The sequence below is a fragment of the Thalassiella azotivora genome (assembly GCF_054781695.1).
Window position 1 is genome coordinate 1 of record NZ_BAAGTX010000009.1, and the last position, 15,095, is coordinate 15,095.

The 15,095-nt window shown below is 74.0% G+C and carries 13 protein-coding genes; 7 read left to right on the forward strand and 6 right to left on the reverse strand.

Annotation, left to right across the window (positions count from 1 at the left end):
- From infB to ACYVQV_RS07525, 5 genes are all read left to right on the forward strand, one after another.
- Positions 1 to 2,386: translation initiation factor IF-2 (infB, locus tag ACYVQV_RS07505; protein WP_461022655.1), on the forward strand; the 2,386-nt coding region annotated here is incomplete at its 5' end.
- Positions 2,387 to 2,479: 93 nt separating this feature from the next.
- The gene (locus ACYVQV_RS07510; protein ID WP_461022656.1) at positions 2,480 to 2,776 is read left to right on the forward strand and encodes a DUF503 domain-containing protein; all 297 of its coding nucleotides are present in this window, start codon (positions 2,480 to 2,482) and stop codon (positions 2,774 to 2,776) included.
- Between the two features lie 166 nt (positions 2,777 to 2,942).
- A complete protein-coding gene (gene rbfA, locus ACYVQV_RS07515) occupies positions 2,943 to 3,548 on the forward strand; it encodes a 30S ribosome-binding factor RbfA (protein WP_461022657.1) in 606 nt (201 codons plus the stop codon).
- The gene (gene truB, locus ACYVQV_RS07520; protein ID WP_461022658.1) at positions 3,545 to 4,450 is read left to right on the forward strand and encodes a tRNA pseudouridine(55) synthase TruB; all 906 of its coding nucleotides are present in this window, start codon (positions 3,545 to 3,547) and stop codon (positions 4,448 to 4,450) included. The genes rbfA and truB overlap by 4 nt, the downstream gene beginning before the upstream one ends.
- 99 nt (positions 4,451 to 4,549) lie before the next feature.
- Entirely contained in the window at positions 4,550 to 5,812 is a 1,263-nt protein-coding gene (locus ACYVQV_RS07525) for a S49 family peptidase (RefSeq protein WP_461022659.1), read from the forward strand.
- A gap of 90 nt (positions 5,813 to 5,902) precedes the next feature.
- Here the strand turns inward: ACYVQV_RS07525 and ACYVQV_RS07530 are convergent, their stop codons facing one another.
- The 6 genes from ACYVQV_RS07530 to ACYVQV_RS07555 are packed head-to-tail and all read right to left on the reverse strand — an operon-like array spanning position 5,903 to position 12,772.
- Positions 5,903 to 7,228 (reverse strand): ABC transporter substrate-binding protein, encoded by a 1,326-nt coding sequence (locus ACYVQV_RS07530; protein WP_461022660.1) that lies wholly within the window; start codon positions 7,226 to 7,228, stop codon positions 5,903 to 5,905.
- Positions 7,229 to 7,287: 59 nt separating this feature from the next.
- Positions 7,288 to 8,397 (reverse strand): branched-chain amino acid ABC transporter permease, encoded by a 1,110-nt coding sequence (locus ACYVQV_RS07535; protein ID WP_461022661.1) that lies wholly within the window; start codon positions 8,395 to 8,397, stop codon positions 7,288 to 7,290.
- Positions 8,394 to 9,284 (reverse strand): branched-chain amino acid ABC transporter permease, encoded by an 891-nt coding sequence (locus tag ACYVQV_RS07540; RefSeq protein ID WP_461022662.1) that lies wholly within the window; start codon positions 9,282 to 9,284, stop codon positions 8,394 to 8,396. The genes ACYVQV_RS07535 and ACYVQV_RS07540 overlap by 4 nt, the downstream gene beginning before the upstream one ends.
- A gap of 4 nt (positions 9,285 to 9,288) precedes the next feature.
- The gene (locus ACYVQV_RS07545; RefSeq protein ID WP_461022663.1) at positions 9,289 to 11,154 is read right to left on the reverse strand and encodes an AMP-dependent synthetase/ligase; all 1,866 of its coding nucleotides are present in this window, start codon (positions 11,152 to 11,154) and stop codon (positions 9,289 to 9,291) included.
- Positions 11,151 to 11,924, reverse strand: coding sequence for an ABC transporter ATP-binding protein (locus ACYVQV_RS07550; protein WP_461022664.1), 774 nt, complete (start codon positions 11,922 to 11,924; stop codon positions 11,151 to 11,153). Before ACYVQV_RS07550 ends, ACYVQV_RS07545 begins: the two co-directional genes overlap by 4 nt.
- Before the next feature lie 56 nt (positions 11,925 to 11,980).
- On the reverse strand, positions 11,981 to 12,772 hold the full coding sequence (locus tag ACYVQV_RS07555) for an ABC transporter ATP-binding protein (RefSeq protein WP_461022665.1): 792 nt from the start codon (positions 12,770 to 12,772) through the stop codon (positions 11,981 to 11,983).
- Between the two features lie 248 nt (positions 12,773 to 13,020).
- On the opposite strand from ACYVQV_RS07555, the gene ACYVQV_RS07560 reads away from it, so the two are divergent.
- Positions 13,021 to 14,013: a bifunctional riboflavin kinase/FAD synthetase gene (locus ACYVQV_RS07560; protein WP_461022666.1), complete on the forward strand. Its 993-nt coding sequence runs from the start codon at positions 13,021 to 13,023 to the stop codon at positions 14,011 to 14,013.
- The gene (locus ACYVQV_RS07565; protein WP_461022667.1) at positions 14,010 to 15,062 is read left to right on the forward strand and encodes a hypothetical protein; all 1,053 of its coding nucleotides are present in this window, start codon (positions 14,010 to 14,012) and stop codon (positions 15,060 to 15,062) included. Before ACYVQV_RS07560 ends, ACYVQV_RS07565 begins: the two co-directional genes overlap by 4 nt.
- Positions 15,063 to 15,095: the final 33 nt, after the last annotated feature.

The window sequence follows — 15,095 nt, forward strand, 5'->3', positions numbered from 1 at the left end:
CCCGGGGACGCGCCCGGGCAACAACCCGTTCGCACCGAGCCAGGGCATGCCCCGACCCGGGGGCCGCCCCGGCGGCGAGGAGCGCTCGGGCGGTCCGCGTCCGGGGGCCCGTCCGGGCAACAACCCGTTCGCGCCGAGCCAGGGCATGCCCCGGCCTGGTGGCCGCCCGCAGGGCGGCGAGCGTCCCGGTGGCCCGCGCCCCGGCGCCGGTGCCGGCGGTCCGCGCCCGGCCCCGCGCCCCGGTGGTGCCGGTGCCGGTGGTCCGCGCCCGAACCCGGGGATGATGCCGAACCGCTCGACCGTGGGGCGCCCCGGCGCTCCCGGGCGCGGCGGGCCCGGCGGTCGTCCGGGTGGCGGCGGGGGTCGTCCCGGTGGTGGCGGCGGCTTCGGCGGTCGCCCGGGGGGTCCCCCCGGCGGCGGCTTCGGCAAGGGCAGCCGTGGTCGCGGTGGCACGCAGGGCGCGTTCGGTCGCGCCGGCGGGCGGCCCGTGCGGGGGCGCAAGTCCAAGCGCGCGAAGCGCCAGGAGTACGAGGCGATGCAGGCGCCGAGCGTCGGCGGCGTGCAGGTCCCTCGCGGTGACGGCTCGACGGTCATCCGGATCCGTCGCGGGTCCTCGCTGACGGACTTCGCCGAGCGCATCGACGCCAACCCGGCGAGCCTGGTGACGGTGCTCATCCACCTCGGTGAGATGGCGACCGCCACCCAGTCCCTCGACGAGGACACCTTCCAGCTGCTCGGGGCCGAGCTCGGCTACGACATCCAGCTGGTGTCGCCCGAGGACGAGGAGCGCGAGCTGTTCGCGTCCTTCGACATCGACCTCGCGGGCGAGCTGGAGGCCGAGGGCGACGAGGAGCTCGAGGCGCGTCCCCCGGTCGTGACCGTGATGGGCCACGTCGACCACGGTAAGACGAAGCTGCTGGACGCGATCCGGCACGCGGACGTCGTCGCGGGCGAGGCCGGTGGCATCACCCAGGCCATCGGCGCCTACCAGGTGCACACCGAGCACGAGGGCGCCGACCGCGCGCTGACGTTCATCGACACCCCGGGTCACGAGGCCTTCACGGCCATGCGAGCCCGCGGTGCGAAGGTCACCGACATCGCGATCCTCGTCGTGGCGGCGGACGACGGCGTGATGCCGCAGACCATCGAGGCGCTGAACCACGCCCAGGCGGCCGGCGTCCCGATCGTCGTCGCGGTCAACAAGGTCGACAAGGACGGCGCCAACCCGGACAAGGTCAAGCAGCAGCTGACCGAGTACAACCTCGTGGCCGAGGAGTACGGCGGCGAGACGATGTTCGTCGAGGTCTCGGCGCTGAAGCGGATGGGCATCGACGACCTCCTCGAGGCCGTCCTGCTCACCGCCGACGCGGCCCTCGACCTGCGGGCCAACCCGGACAAGGACGCCCGCGGTGTCGCCATCGAGGCGCACCTGGACAAGGGCCGCGGCGCGGTCGCGACCGTCCTGGTCCAGTCCGGCACCCTGCGGGTCGGTGACGGCATCGTCGCCGGCGCGGCCTACGGGCGCGTGCGCGCCATGCTCGACGAGCACGGCGAGAACGTGGAGGAGGCGGGCCCGTCCCGCCCGGTCCAGGTGCTCGGCCTGCAGTCCGTGCCGGGAGCCGGTGACACCTTCCTGGTGGCACCGGACGACCGGACCGCCCGGCAGATCGCGGAGAAGCGCGAGGCGAGCGAGCGCGCGGCCATGCTGGCCAAGCGTCGCAAGCGGGTCAGCCTCGAGGACCTCACCGCGGCCCTGGCCGCCGGCAAGGTCGAGAACCTCAACCTCATCCTCAAGGGTGACGGGTCCGGTTCGGTCGAGGCCCTCGAGGAGGCGCTGCTCAAGATCGAGGTCGGCGACGAGGTCGGGCTGCGGATCATCCACCGCGGTGTCGGTGCGATCACGCAGAACGACGTCAACCTGGCCACGGTCGACAACGCCATCATCATCGGCTTCAACGTGCGGCCCGCCGAGCGGGTCGCCGACCTGGCCGAGCGCGAGGGCGTCGACATGCGCTTCTACTCGGTCATCTACCAGGCGATCGACGAGATCGAGGCCGCGCTCAAGGGGATGCTCAAGCCGGAGTACGAGGAGGTGCAGCTCGGGACCGCGGAGGTCCGCGAGGTGTTCCGCTCCTCCAAGTTCGGCAACATCGCCGGCTGCCTCGTGCGGTCCGGCGAGGTGCGCCGCAACTCCAAGGCCCGGCTGCTGCGCGACGGCAAGGTCGTCGCGGAGAACCTGGCGATCGAGTCGCTGAAGCGGTTCAAGGACGACGCCACGGAGGTCCGCGAGGGCTTCGAGTGCGGTATCGGCCTCGGGTCGTTCAACGACATCAAGGTCGAGGACGTCATCGAGACGTTCGAGATGCGGGAGAAGCCCCGCGCCTGACCGCGTGCCGCAGGCGGCCCCGCACCCGACGGGTGCGGGGTCGCCCGCGCGCCGGGTCGCCGGCGGGGACGTGTCACCGACGAGGAGGTGCCGGTGTTCATCGGGTCGCTGCGGCTGGACCTGGTCCTGGGTGACGTGCACTCGCTGAAGCAGAAGCGGGCGCTCGTGCGCCCCGTCGTCGCCGAGCTGCGACGCCGCTTCGACGTGGCCGCCGCCGAGACCGGTCACCTCGACCTGCACCGGCGGGCGGAGGTCGGGGTCAGCGTCGTGGCGGCCGACGCCGGTCACTGCACCGACGTGCTGGCCCGCTGCGAGCGCCTCGTGGCCGACCGCCCAGAGGTCGAGCTGCTGTCCGCGCGGACCCGGGTCTGGGACGACGAGGACGAGTAGGACCGGGTCACGCGCGCCGGCCGAGTAGCCTCGACCGCCGCGCGGCGCGTCCGTCGGCCCCGACGGACGGCGCGCCCCGCCACGAGCACGCGGGCACCGGCAGGTGCACGCGCCGACGGTCCGCCCTGGTGGCAGGGTGGACCCCCCACGAGCAGGAGGTGCAGCCATGGCCGACCCCGCGCGAGCCCGCAAGCTGGCGGACCGGATCAAGGTGGTCGTCGCGGAGACCCTGGAGCGCAGGGTGAAGGACCCCCGGCTCGGTTTCGTCACCGTCACCGACGCCCGGGTCACCAACGACCTGCAGCACGCCACGGTCTTCTACACCGTCTTCGGTGACGACACCGAGAAGGCGTCGACGGCAGCGGCGCTGGAGAGCGCCCGCGGCGTCCTGCGCTCCGAGGTCGGTCGCCGGACCGGGACGCGGCTCACCCCGACCCTGGAGTTCGTCGCCGACGCGGTACCCGAGAACGCGGCGGCGATCGACGACCTGCTGCGCCGGGCGCGTGAGCGTGACGCCGAGGTCGCGGCACTGGCCACCAGCGCGCAGTACGCCGGCGACCCGGACCCCTACCGCCACCCCGACGAGGAGGGCTACGAGGAGTCCCCCCTCCTCGGGCACGACGCCGACCGGATCGACCCCGACGACGGTGACGACCCCGACGACGGTGACGACCCCGACGACGGTGACGACCCCGGCGACGACCTCGACGGCGACGACCTGGGTGACGAGGTCGACGAGCGGTCCCCGGGCGACGCCTCGCGCAGCAGGTGAGCGGTCGGGACCGTCCCCCTGCCCCCGACGGCCTGGTCGTCGTCGACAAGCCGGCGGGGTGGACCAGCCACGACGTGGTCGGCCGCGTCCGGCGCCTGGCGGGCACCCGGCGGGTCGGCCACGCCGGCACGCTCGACCCGATGGCGACCGGCGTCCTGGTCGTCGGGGTGGAGAAGGCCACGAAGCTGCTGACCTACCTGGTCGGCGCGGACAAGACGTACACCGCCACCGTCCGGTTGGGCGTGGGGACCGTGACCGACGACGCCGAGGGGGAGGTGACGTCCCGGGCCGGCGCGGGCGGGGTGGGACTCGAGGACGTCGAGACCGCCGTCCGCCGGCTGACCGGCGACATCCAGCAGGTCCCCAGCGCCGTCAGCGCGATCAAGGTCGACGGCCGGCGCTCCTACGCCCGAGTCCGGGCCGGTGAGGCCGTCGAGCTGCCCGCCCGGCCGGTCACGGTGCACGCCTTCGAGGTGCTGGCCGCGCGCCGGACCCGCGACGGCGACGTGGACGTCCTCGACGTGGACGTCGTCGTGCGGTGCAGCAGCGGCACCTACGTCCGGGCCCTGGCTCGTGACCTCAGCGCCGCCCTGGGGGTCGGCGGTCACCTGACCGCGCTGCGCCGCACCGCCGTCGGACCCTACGGGTTGGACGTCGCCCGCACCCTCGAGCAGCTCGAGGCCGAGCTCACCGTGCTCCCGCTCGCGACCGCCGCGGCGGCGGCGATGCCGGTGCGCGACCTGACCGACGAGGAGGTCGTCGCCCTCGGCTACGGCCAGCGGCTGGAGGCGCGCGGCGCGGTGGGGCCGGTCGCCGCCGTCGCACCCGACGGCGGGCTGGTCGCCGTCCTGCGCGAGCAGGGCGGGCAGGCCCGGCCCGAGGTCGTCCTGCGCGCCCGCTGACCCGCAACCCGCTGACCCGCACCCGCGGACCCGCACCTCGCGCGTCGGCCCCACCGACCCGTGGTCGGCGGCGCCGGGCGGGTGCGTGATGCTTGGGGCATGACGAGCCGCCCACCGCACCCCCCGCACGAACCGCCGTACCGGCCCGCAGCCGACCGGCCCACCGACGCCCCGGTCGCGGCCGGTCCGGCCCCGGCCGGCCCGCCGCCCGGCGCCCCCTCCGGCCCGCCGTGGGGTCCGCAGCCCGTGGCCACCCAGCCGGCGCACCGCCCCGGGTCGTTCCGCCGCGGGTTCGGCTGGGGCGCGGGCGTGAGCCTGGGGGCAGGTCTCGTCCTCGCGGCGGTCGGCACCGTCGCGACCCTGCTGGGGACCATCGCCCTCGTGGGCCTGGTCGGTGCGGCGGCGGGCGCCGGGTCGGTGGACGAGCCGGTCACCACCACCGTCTGGGGTGAGGACGACGCGGCGCACCGACTGGTGTCCGTCGAGGTCACCGGGGTCATCCTCGGAGACGCCTCCGACGGCGGCGCGTTCGTGGGGGGCACCTACGGGTACGAGGTGGCCGACGTCATCGACGGCCTCGACGCGGAGGACGCCGACGGCCTGGTGCTGGAGCTGAACACGCCGGGCGGGACGATCTACGGCTCGAAGGCGATCGCGGACGCGGTGGAGCGCTACCAGGAGCGGACCGGCAACGCGGTGCTCGCGTACGTGCGCGGCACGTCGGCGTCCGGCGGCGTGTACGCGATGTCGGGCGCGGACGAGGTCGTCGCGGACCACGGGACGCTGGTCGGCAGCATCGGGGTCATCATGGGCCCGTTCGACCGCTACCGGGACGTCACGGGCATCCCCGGATCCCTGTTGGAGCCGGGCGTCGAGACGCAGGGCGGCGTCACGCAGGAGTACCTGTCCAAGGGCAAGGGCAAGGACCTGGGCAACCCGTACCGCGACATGACCGCGGAGGAGCGCGCCGTCCTCGACGCCGGCCTGGAGTCGGAGTACACCCAGTTCGTCGACTGGGTCTCCCAGGCCCGGGGGATCCCCGCCCAGACGATCCGCGACGAGCTGGGTGCCTACGTCTTCGACCCGCGCACCGCCGTCGAGAACGGGCTGGTGGACGACGTGATGAACCGGGACGAGGCGTTCCGCCGCGCGGCCGAGCTCAACGACGTGGACCCCGACGACACCCGCGTCGACCGCGTCGCCTCGGACGACTTCCTCACGCTGCTGCTCGGGGCGTCGGCGGACCCGGGCGCCGCGCAGGACGCCGGCCCGTCGACCGGCGCCCGCCCCGGCGTCCTGTGCACGGGCACGCCGATCGTGCTGGCGCTCCACGGCGACCTCGCCGCCGTCTGCCGCGGCTGAGCAGCGCAGCGCTCCCGTCCCGCGGTCCCGGGTCCCCCGTGGCGGCCTCGACGTCCGTCGGGCCGGCCACGGGGGAGCGGGGTCCCGGTGTCAGTCGAGCGAGACGGTGGTGTAGCAGGCGCCGTCGAACTCGTGGGCCTCGGCGGTCGGCCCGGTGAAGAACTCCCGGATCGTCGTCAGGCCCGCCGCGCCCGCGGGGTCCGGCCGGCTGACCAGCGAGGCGCGCACGACCGACTCGTCCGGCTCTCCGGCGAAGTTGCCCGCCCCCTCCGGCAGCATCCCCTCGTAGTCCACCGACTCCAGCGACCCGACCGCCTCGACCAGCCCGGCCCGGGTCAGGTCGCCGTTCTCCACGGCCTGCTCGATGGCCGCCTTCAGCGGGTAGCTCCACACCCAGCCGGACGTGTAGCCGTCGTTGGGCTGCACGTCGCCGAGGGCCTCGCGCATCGCCTCGTGACCGGGGGTGTCGGAGTCGAAGGACCCCCACGGGCCGGCGTGCAGGTACAGCCCCTGCAGCGCCGGGGCCGCCGGGCTCTGCAGCAGCGCGGGGTTCCAGGTCGGGCCGCTGCCGATGAACCGGCCCTGGAAGCCGCGCGCCGCGGCCTGGCCGACGATCGTCGCCGTGTCCGCCGGGCCGGCGGTCACCACGACGAGGTCCGGCGAGGCGGACAGGATCGCGTCGACCGCGCCGCCCTGGCTCTCGCTGCCCTGACCGGTCTCGACGTTGGTGAACTGCAGGCCGTTCGCCTCGGCCGCGAGCTTGGCCCCGGCCGCGGCGTCTCCGCCGTAGTCACCCGGGTAGTGGACCGCCATGATCGACTGGACGCCGAGCTCCTCGACCGCGTAGTCGACGGCGTTCATCGCCTCGACGCAGTAGCTCGCGCCCGACTCCAGGATGATGTCGGTGAACGCGTACTCCGACGTCCACGCGGCGGGGACGGCGAGGATGTCGCTGGCCTCCAGGTCGTCGAGGATCGTCGCGGTGGTGGGGGAGCCCAGGGTCTGGGCCAGCGCCAGCACGTCGTCCTTCATCTCCTGGTACACCTGGTTGTGGACCTCGGGCTGGTACAGGTTGTCGCTGACGTAGGTCGTGACGTCCACGTCGTACCCGCCGATGCCGCCGTCCTCGTTGACGCGCTGCCAGAACGCCGCCTGCGCCTCGGTGATGGGCACCGCCAGCGCCGCGAACGGGCCGACCGTCAGGTCGGAGATGGTGCCCAGGTAGATGCAGCCGTTGTCGGGGTTGACGGCCTCCGGGCAGGGCTCGGAGGTGACGCCGTTGTCGGTGGCGACGCCGCCGTCGCCGCCGTCGGCCTCGCCCCCGCCGTCGTCGCCGCCGGAGCGGCAGCCGGCCAGCACGAGCGCGGTGAGGGCGACGGCGGTGGCGACCCGCCACCTCGCAGGACGAGCGTTCATGGTGAGTTCCTCTCTGGTCACCGGACGGGCTGTCGGACGGACGGGTGGGGGCAGGCGCCTCAGTAGGAGAACGGGTAGGACTTCCAGTACGCGCGGGCGCGCAGCCAGAGCCCGAACAGCCCTCGTGGCTCGAACACGAGGAACGCGATGATGAGCAGGCCGTAGAGGACCGTCTCGAGCTGGAAGACGTTCGGGACCTCCGTCGGCCGGCTGCTGATGAAGGGGAACAGGGCCGGCAGCTCGCGGGTCAGCCGCGGCAGCAGCGTGATGAACAGGGCGCCCATGATCGAGCCGGAGATCGTGGCGACCCCGCCGATGAGCACCATCGCGATGTACTGCACGGACAGCAGCAGGTTGAACGAGGTCGGCTCGAAGAACCCCGACACCGTGTACAGCAGCCCACCCGCGCACCCGGCGTAGAACGACGAGACGGTGAACGCCAGCCGCTTGGCCCGGGCCAGGTCCACCCCGATCACGGCGGCGGCGACGTCCCGGTCGCGGACGGCCGCCAGCGAGCGCCCCACCGCCGAGCGGGCGAGGTTGCGGGCGACGACGGCGAACACGACGAGCAGCACCAGCATCAGCAGGTAGAGGTTCTGCTCGGCGGTCAGGTAGGCGCTGTCGACGTCGAAGCGGTACCCGAACAGCTCCGGGACGGCGGCGCGGCGGCCGATGCCGGGGCCGCCGGTCAGGCTGCGCCACTCCTTGAACACGTGCTCGCCGAGGAACACCAGCCCGAGCGTGACGATCGCCAGGTACAGCCCGCGCAGCCGCGTGGCCAGGGGTGCGAAGAGGAAGCCGGCGAGCGCCGCGACGAGCCCGGCGGCGGGCAGCCACACGAGCATCGAGGTCACGCCGAACCCGGTGACCCGCCCGTCCGGGTCGCCGCTGATCGCGGCGGCGGTGTACGCGCCGACCGCGAGGAAGAACGCGTGGCCGAGGGACACCTGCCCGGCGTACCCGGTGACGACGTTGAGGCCGATCGCGCCGATGGACGCGACGAACCCCAGCGCGAGCAGGCGCAGCAGGTCGTCCTGCACGAGGAAGGGCAGCGCCAGGGCGACCAGGAGCAGCAGCGCGGTCCACACGCGCTTGGGCCGGGTGTTGAGCAGGGCCATGTCCTGCTCGTAGCTGGTGACCAGCTCGGGACGTCCGCGCAGCACGCTCACACCCGCTCGACCTCCGGCGTCCCGAAGAGCCCGTACGGTCTGACGAGCAGGACCAGCAGCATCACCACGTACGCGGAGACCAGCGCGAAGTTGTTGCCGAGCCAGGGCAGGTGCTCGGGCTGGTAGGAGCTGAGCAGGGACTCGGTCACGCCGACGACCAGACCGCCGACGACGGCCCCGCCGACCGAGTCCAGGCCCCCGAGGATGATCGCCGGCAGCGCCTTCAGCGCGATCACCCAGGTGGCCTGGTCGACCCCGGCGCCGGTGGCCACGAACGTCCCGGCGACCGCGGCCAGCCCGCCGGCGATCGCCCACGACAGCGCGAACACCGCGCCGACGGACACGCCCTGCGCCAGGGCGGTCTCCTGGTCCATCGCCGTGGCGCGCATGGCCAGCCCGTACCGCGACCAGCGGAAGAACGCGAACAGCGCGGCCACGACGACGACGGTCGTCGCCACCATCGCCAGGTGCCGCTGCTGGACGAGCACGCCGCCGACGTCCACGGTCCGCAGCCCCCACGGGTCGCCGACCTGGCGCACGTCCAACCCGATGAACGCGTTCACCACGACGCGGATGACGATGTCGAGCCCGAGGGTGATGATCGCGATGATGAACACCGGCTTGCCGACCATGGGGCGCAGCGTCACCCGCTCCAGCACCAGCGCGAGGACCGCGACGGCCAGCGCCGCGGCAGGCACGGCCAGCGCGAACGGCAGCCACAGCACCAGGTAGCTGACGAGCACCGCCCCGGCCACCATCAGCGCGGGCTGGGCGAAGCTGATCACGCGGGTGGACTTGTAGATGATGACGAACCCGACGGCGAGCAGCGCGTACGCGCTGCCGTTGCCCAGGCCGCGGGTCAGGCTCTGCAGCAGCTCGGTCAGCACCCGGTCACGACTCCCGTCCGGTGGCGTACATCGCCTCGACCTCGTCGGCGAAGCGCTGCACGAGCGCGGCCCGCTTCACCTTCTGCGTCGCGGTCAGCTCACCGTCCTCGTGGTCGAGCTCCTTGGGCATGAGGTGGAAGCGCTTGACCTGCTCGACGGTGGCGAGGCGGCTGTTGACGTCGGCCACCACCCCGCGCACGAGCTCGACCACCTCGGGACGGCGGGTGAGGTCCGCGTACGTCGTGTACGGCAGACGGCGCCGCTGCGCCCAGTCGCCCACCGTGTCGGCCTCCACCCCGACGAGCGCGACGAGGTACGGACGGCGGTCACCGACGACGAGGGCCTCCTTGACGTACGGCGAGGCCTTGAGGGCGTTCTCGATCTCCGAGGGGGAGACGTTCTTGCCGCCCGCGGTGATGATGACGTCCTTCATCCGGTCGGTGATCCGCAGGTGGGTCCCGTCGACCCACTCGCCGACGTCGCCGGTGTGCAGCCAGCCGTCGGCGTCGACGGCCTCGGCGCTCGCGGTGGGGTTGCCCCAGTACCCGGCGAACACCCCGGCGTGCCGGGTCAGGACCTCCCCGGTGGTCTCGTCGACGCGCACCTCGACGCCGTCGTGGGGTTCGCCGACGGTGCCGATCCGGACGCGGCCCGGCCGGTTCGCGGTCGCGACGGCGCAGTTCTCGGTCATCCCGTAGGCCTCGTGCACGGGCACCCCGATCCCGGTGAAGAACCGCAGCACCTCCGGCGCGATGGGCGCGGCGCCGCTGACGGCGAACCGGACCTTGCGCATCCCGACCCGGTCGCGCAGGGCGCGGAACACCAGCACGTGGCCGATCGCGGACAGCACCCGGGTGCGGGCGGTCGGCGTGCCCCCGGTGCGTTCGAGGTCACGGCCGATCCGGTCGGCCAGCGCGAACCCGACCCGCTGCAGCGCCCGCTTGAGCGGGGTGGCGTTGCCGGCCCGGACCTGGATCCCCGCCATCACCTTCTCCCAGATGCGGGGGACGCCGAACAGGATGGTCGGCTGGATCTCGCGCAGGTTCGCCTGCACCGTGTCGACGGACTCGGCGAAGGCCACCTGGACGCCGGCGGCGGCGTTGTGCCAGGTGGTGAAGGTGCGCTCCACGACGTGGCAGAGCGGCAGGTAGGACAGCAGCACGTCGTCGGCGGAGGCGGGCGGGTGCACGAAGCCGCCGGCGGTGATGAGCGTGCTGACGGCGAACTCGACGTTGCCGACGGTGAGCATGGCGCCCTTGGGGGGCCCGGTGGTCCCCGAGGTGTAGATCAGGGTGGCCACGTCCTGCGAGCGGGCCCGCGACATCGACTCGGCGACGGCGTCGGGGTGCCCGGCACGGTGCTCGCGGCCGAGCGCGAGCAGGTCCGACCAGGCGAGCAGCCGCGGGTCGTCGTAGTGGTGGGCGATGCCGCGGGGCTCGACGTAGACGACGCGCTCCAGGCCCGGCAACTCGTTGGCGACGGCCAGCGCCTTGTCGACCTGCTCCTGGTCCTCGGCGACCAGGACGCGCGCCCCGGAGTCGCGCAGCAGGTGCAGCACCTCGGCCGGGGGGTTCGTCGGGTAGAGCCCGACGCTGACCGCCCGCAGCGCCACGCAGGCCAGGTCGGTGTAGAGCCACTCGGGCCGGTTCTCGGAGTGGATCGCGACCCGGTCACCGGGCTCCAGGCCGAGGGCGAGCAGGCCGTGCGCGACGTCCTGGACGGCGTCCCAGTACGCGGCCCACGTGACGGGCCGCCAGATGCCGCGGTCCTTGACCAGCAGCGACGTGGCGTCGGGCGTGGCCGCGGCCCGCTCGGCGACGCGCGTGGCGATGGTCGTCACCGTCGTGGCGGTGGCCGGCGCGGCGGTCACGACGCCTCACCGGTGCCCGCGTCGCCCAGGTAGGCGCGGACCACCTCGGGGTCGCGCTGCACCTGCTCGGGTGTGCCGGTGGTGATCGGACGGCCGAAGTCGATCGCCATCACCCGGTCGGCGAGGTCCATCACGAGCCCCATGTCGTGCTCCACCATGATCATCGCGATCCCCAGCTCGTCCCGGACGTCGAGGACGAACCGGGCCATGTCCTCGGTCTCCTCGAGGTTCATCCCCGCCACCGGCTCGTCGAGCAGCAGGAGCCGGGGCTCCATCGCCAGCGCCCGGCCGAGCTCGACACGCTTCTGCACGCCGTACGGCAGCAGGCCCACCGGGTGGCGGCGCCACTGCTCGAGCTCGAGGAAGTCGACGATCTCCTCGACGGCGGCGCGGTGGCGGACCTCCTCGCGCCGGGCCCTGCCCCACCACGTCAGCGCCGCGGCGGTGCCGTAGCGGACGTGGGTGTGCCGGCCGAGCATCAGGTTGTCGACGAGCGTCAGGTTGGAGAACAGCTCGATGTTCTGGAAGGTGCGGCTCATCCCCAGCGCGGCGATGCGGTGCGGTGGCGTGCCGACCAGGTCCCGGCCGTCGAAGACGACGCTGCCGCGCTGCGGGCGGTACACCCCGGACAGGACGTTGAAGATCGACGTCTTGCCGGCGCCGTTCGGGCCGATGACGGCGAACAGCTCGCCGGGGTCGACGTCGAACGAGACGCCGTCGACCGCGACCACGCCGGCGAAGGCGAGGTGCACGTCACGGACCGAGAGCACCGGTTCGCCCGTCGCGTCACTCGGGCGGTCGGTCGGTCGGTCGGCGGGGACGGCGGTCACGACAGCCACCGCTTGCGCCGGCGGTAGTGCTTGACGTCTCGGAAGGACCGGCGGGCGCCGTCGGCGCCCTCGCCGTGCAGGCCGAGGTAGAACTCCTGCACGTCGTCGTCGGCCAGCAGGGTGGCGGCCGGGGCGTCCATGACGACCCGGCCGGTCTCCAGGACGTAGCCGTGGTGGGCCACGGACAGCGCCATCCGGGCGTTCTGCTCGACGAGCAGCACGGTGGTCCCCTGGGCGTTGATGGCGGCGACGAGGTCGCGCACCTGCTCGACCATGCGGGGTGCCAGGCCGAGGCTGGGCTCGTCGAGCAGCAGCACCGTGGGGTCGGACATCAGCGCCCGGCCCATCGCCAGCATCTGCTGCTCGCCGCCGGACAGGTAGCCGGCGACCTGCTGACGGCGGTCGGCGAGCACCGGGAACATCGCGTAGACCCGCTCCGCGGCGTCCTTCCACCCCCGGCGGGTGTGGGCGCCGACGCGCAGGTTCTCCTCGACCGTGAACTCGGCGAAGACCCGACGGCCCTCGAGCACCTGCTTGACCCCGCGCCGGACGATGCCCGCCGGCGGGCTGCCGGTCACGTCGTCGCCGTCGAGGGTGACGGTCCCCTTGGTGACCCGGCCGTCGTGGACGTCGAGCAGGCCGCTGACCGCGCGCAGCAGGGTGGTCTTGCCGGCGCCGTTCGCTCCGAGCAGCGCGACCACCTGCCCGCGCGGCACCTCGATGCTGACGCCCCGCAGGACGAGCACGACGTCGTTGTAGACGACCTCGAGGTTCCGAACCGAGAGCACGGGCCCGCCCTTCCTCGCCCCAGGGGAGGGCGGAGTGTGACGGAGGTTACAAAGCATGGGCGCCCGGGTCGACGGTCGAGATCAACTCGTGACGTGGGACGAGTTCGCGCCGGCGCCCCGGGCGCGGCCGCGTCCGCCAGCTCGAGCACCGGGCGCGGAGGTCCGCGCGGGGGGGAGGCCGGCGGGCTGGCAGAGTAGGGCCGCGCCGCAGCCGCCGCGCACGACGTCGACCTGCTCGGAGACCCCACGTGGAGCGCTGGAACGACCTGTCCGAGGTGCCCGCCGACCACGGCCCGTCCGTGGTCGCCATCGGCAACTTCGACGGCGTCCACCGGGGCCACCGCAGCGTCCTGGGCCGCCTCGTCGGCGAGGCCCGCTCGCGCGGCGCCGCCGCCGTGGCGATCACCTTCGACCCGCACCCGCTGCACGTGCTGCGACCGGAGCAGGCCCCGCCGATCATCACGGGCCTGGAGCACCGGGCCGCGCTGATGGCGGAGACGGGCCTGGACGCCGTCCTGGTCATGCGGTTCACCCACGAGCTCGCCGGGTGGAGCCCGGAGCGGTTCGTCGCCGACGTCATCGTCCGGGCCCTGGGGGCCAGCGCGGTCGTCGTCGGCCACGACATCCGGTTCGGCCACCGCAACTCCGGCGACCTGGGGACGATGCAGGAGCTCGGCCGCGAGCACGGCTTCGACGTCGTCGTCCTCGAGGACGTGCTCGGACCCGTCGCCGGGCACGTCAGCGAGGAGGAGACCCACCGGCGCTGGTCGTCGTCGTGGACGCGCGAGCTCATCGCCGCCGGCGAGGTCGCGGCCGCCGCGGAGGTGCTCGGTCGCCCGCACCGGGTGTCGGGGACCGTCGTGCACGGCGACCACCGCGGCCGCGAGCTGGGCTACCCCACGGCGAACCTCGGTCCGGACTCCGAGGGCATGGTGCCCGCCGACGGCGTCTACGCGGGCCGGCTCGTCCGGCTCGGGCTGCCCGACGGCGACCCGGGGCGGGTGCTGCCCGCGGCGGTGTCGATCGGGACCAACCCCACGTTCGACGGCACGCAGCGCCGGGTGGAGGCCTACGTCCTGGACCGCGACGACCTCGACCTGTACGGCGAGCAGGTCGCCGTGGACTTCGTCGACCGGCTCCGGGAGACCCTGCGGTTCGACGGCGTGCAGGCCCTCGTCGCCCAGATGGCCCAGGACGTCGAGCGCTGCCGGCAGGTGCTGGCCGCCGACGCCCGGGCGTGAGGCAGCGCGCGCCCCGCCCGCAGGAGCCCCCGCGCGACCCGGCGACGGCCCTGCGCGCGGCGGAGCACTGGTTCGACGGCCACGGCCTGCCCTGGTTCGTCGACGACGAGCACGACCGGGTCCGCTCCCTGGTGGCGCCCCGCCGGCTGCTGCTGCGCGGGCTGGCCTTCGCCGTCCTCGCCCTGCCGGTCGGCGCCGCCGTCGGCTGGTGGTCCGGTCCGTCCTCCGGGGTCGCCGTGTGGGCGACCGTCCTGGGCCTGCTGGCCGTGGTCCACTCCGCCGCCCGGCTCCGGCTGTCCGTGGTCGCCCGCTGGGCCGCCGCGCGGTCGCTGCGCCAGGTGGGGCTGCTCGTGCCCCTGGTCACCCGCGCGCTGCCGCTCCTGCTGATCTTCACCGTGTTCTTCTTCATCAACACCGAGGTGTGGCAGGTCGCCGCGTCCCTGCCCCCGGGCGTGCTGTGGTTGACCGTGCTCCTGTTCGGCGGGCTCGCGGCGGTGTTCCTCGGAGCCCGGCTCCCGGAGGAGGTGGACGCCGTCGTCCAGCACGTGGACGCCGAGCGGGTCCGCCGCGCCACCCGCGGGACGCCGCTGGAGCGGGCAGGCGCCGAGCTCGCGGACCGGGGTGAGGGCGTCGGGGTGCCGCTGACGCACGTGCAGCGGGTGAACCTCCTGCTCGTGCTGCTCGTCGTGCAGGCCACCCAGGTGCTCCTGCTCGCCCTCGCGGTGCTGGCCTTCTTCGTCGGCTTCGGGGTCGTCGCCATCCGGCCCGAGATCGTCGACTCCTGGCTCGGTGCCCCGCCGACCCCCCTGGGGTGGGGGGCGGTGACGCTCGGGCTCCCCGTCAGCGTCGAGCTGGTCAAGGTGGCCGTCTTCCTCGCGGCGTTCTCGGGGTTGTACTTCACCGTCTCGGCGGTGACCGACCCGACGTACAAGGAGCAGTTCTTCACCCAGATCAGCTCCGAGCTCGAGCGGGCCGTCGGGGTGCGCGCCGCGTACGTGGACCTGCGCGAGCGCACCGGGGCGGGCGGCGATCCGGGCGGTGCCCGCTGAGGTCGGGCCGGCGATTCGGTGGGTCGGGCCCGC

Bases quoted from the DNA above. Each gene is read 5' to 3' on its own strand.
- ACYVQV_RS07530 (WP_461022660.1), bottom strand. From the start codon at position 7,228: ATGAACGCTCGTCCTGCGAGGTGGCGGGTCGCCACCGCCGTCGCCCTC.
- ACYVQV_RS07525 (WP_461022659.1), top strand. From the start codon at position 4,550: ATGACGAGCCGCCCACCGCACCCCCCGCACGAACCGCCGTACCGGCCC.
- rbfA (WP_461022657.1), top strand. From the start codon at position 2,943: ATGGCCGACCCCGCGCGAGCCCGCAAGCTGGCGGACCGGATCAAGGTG.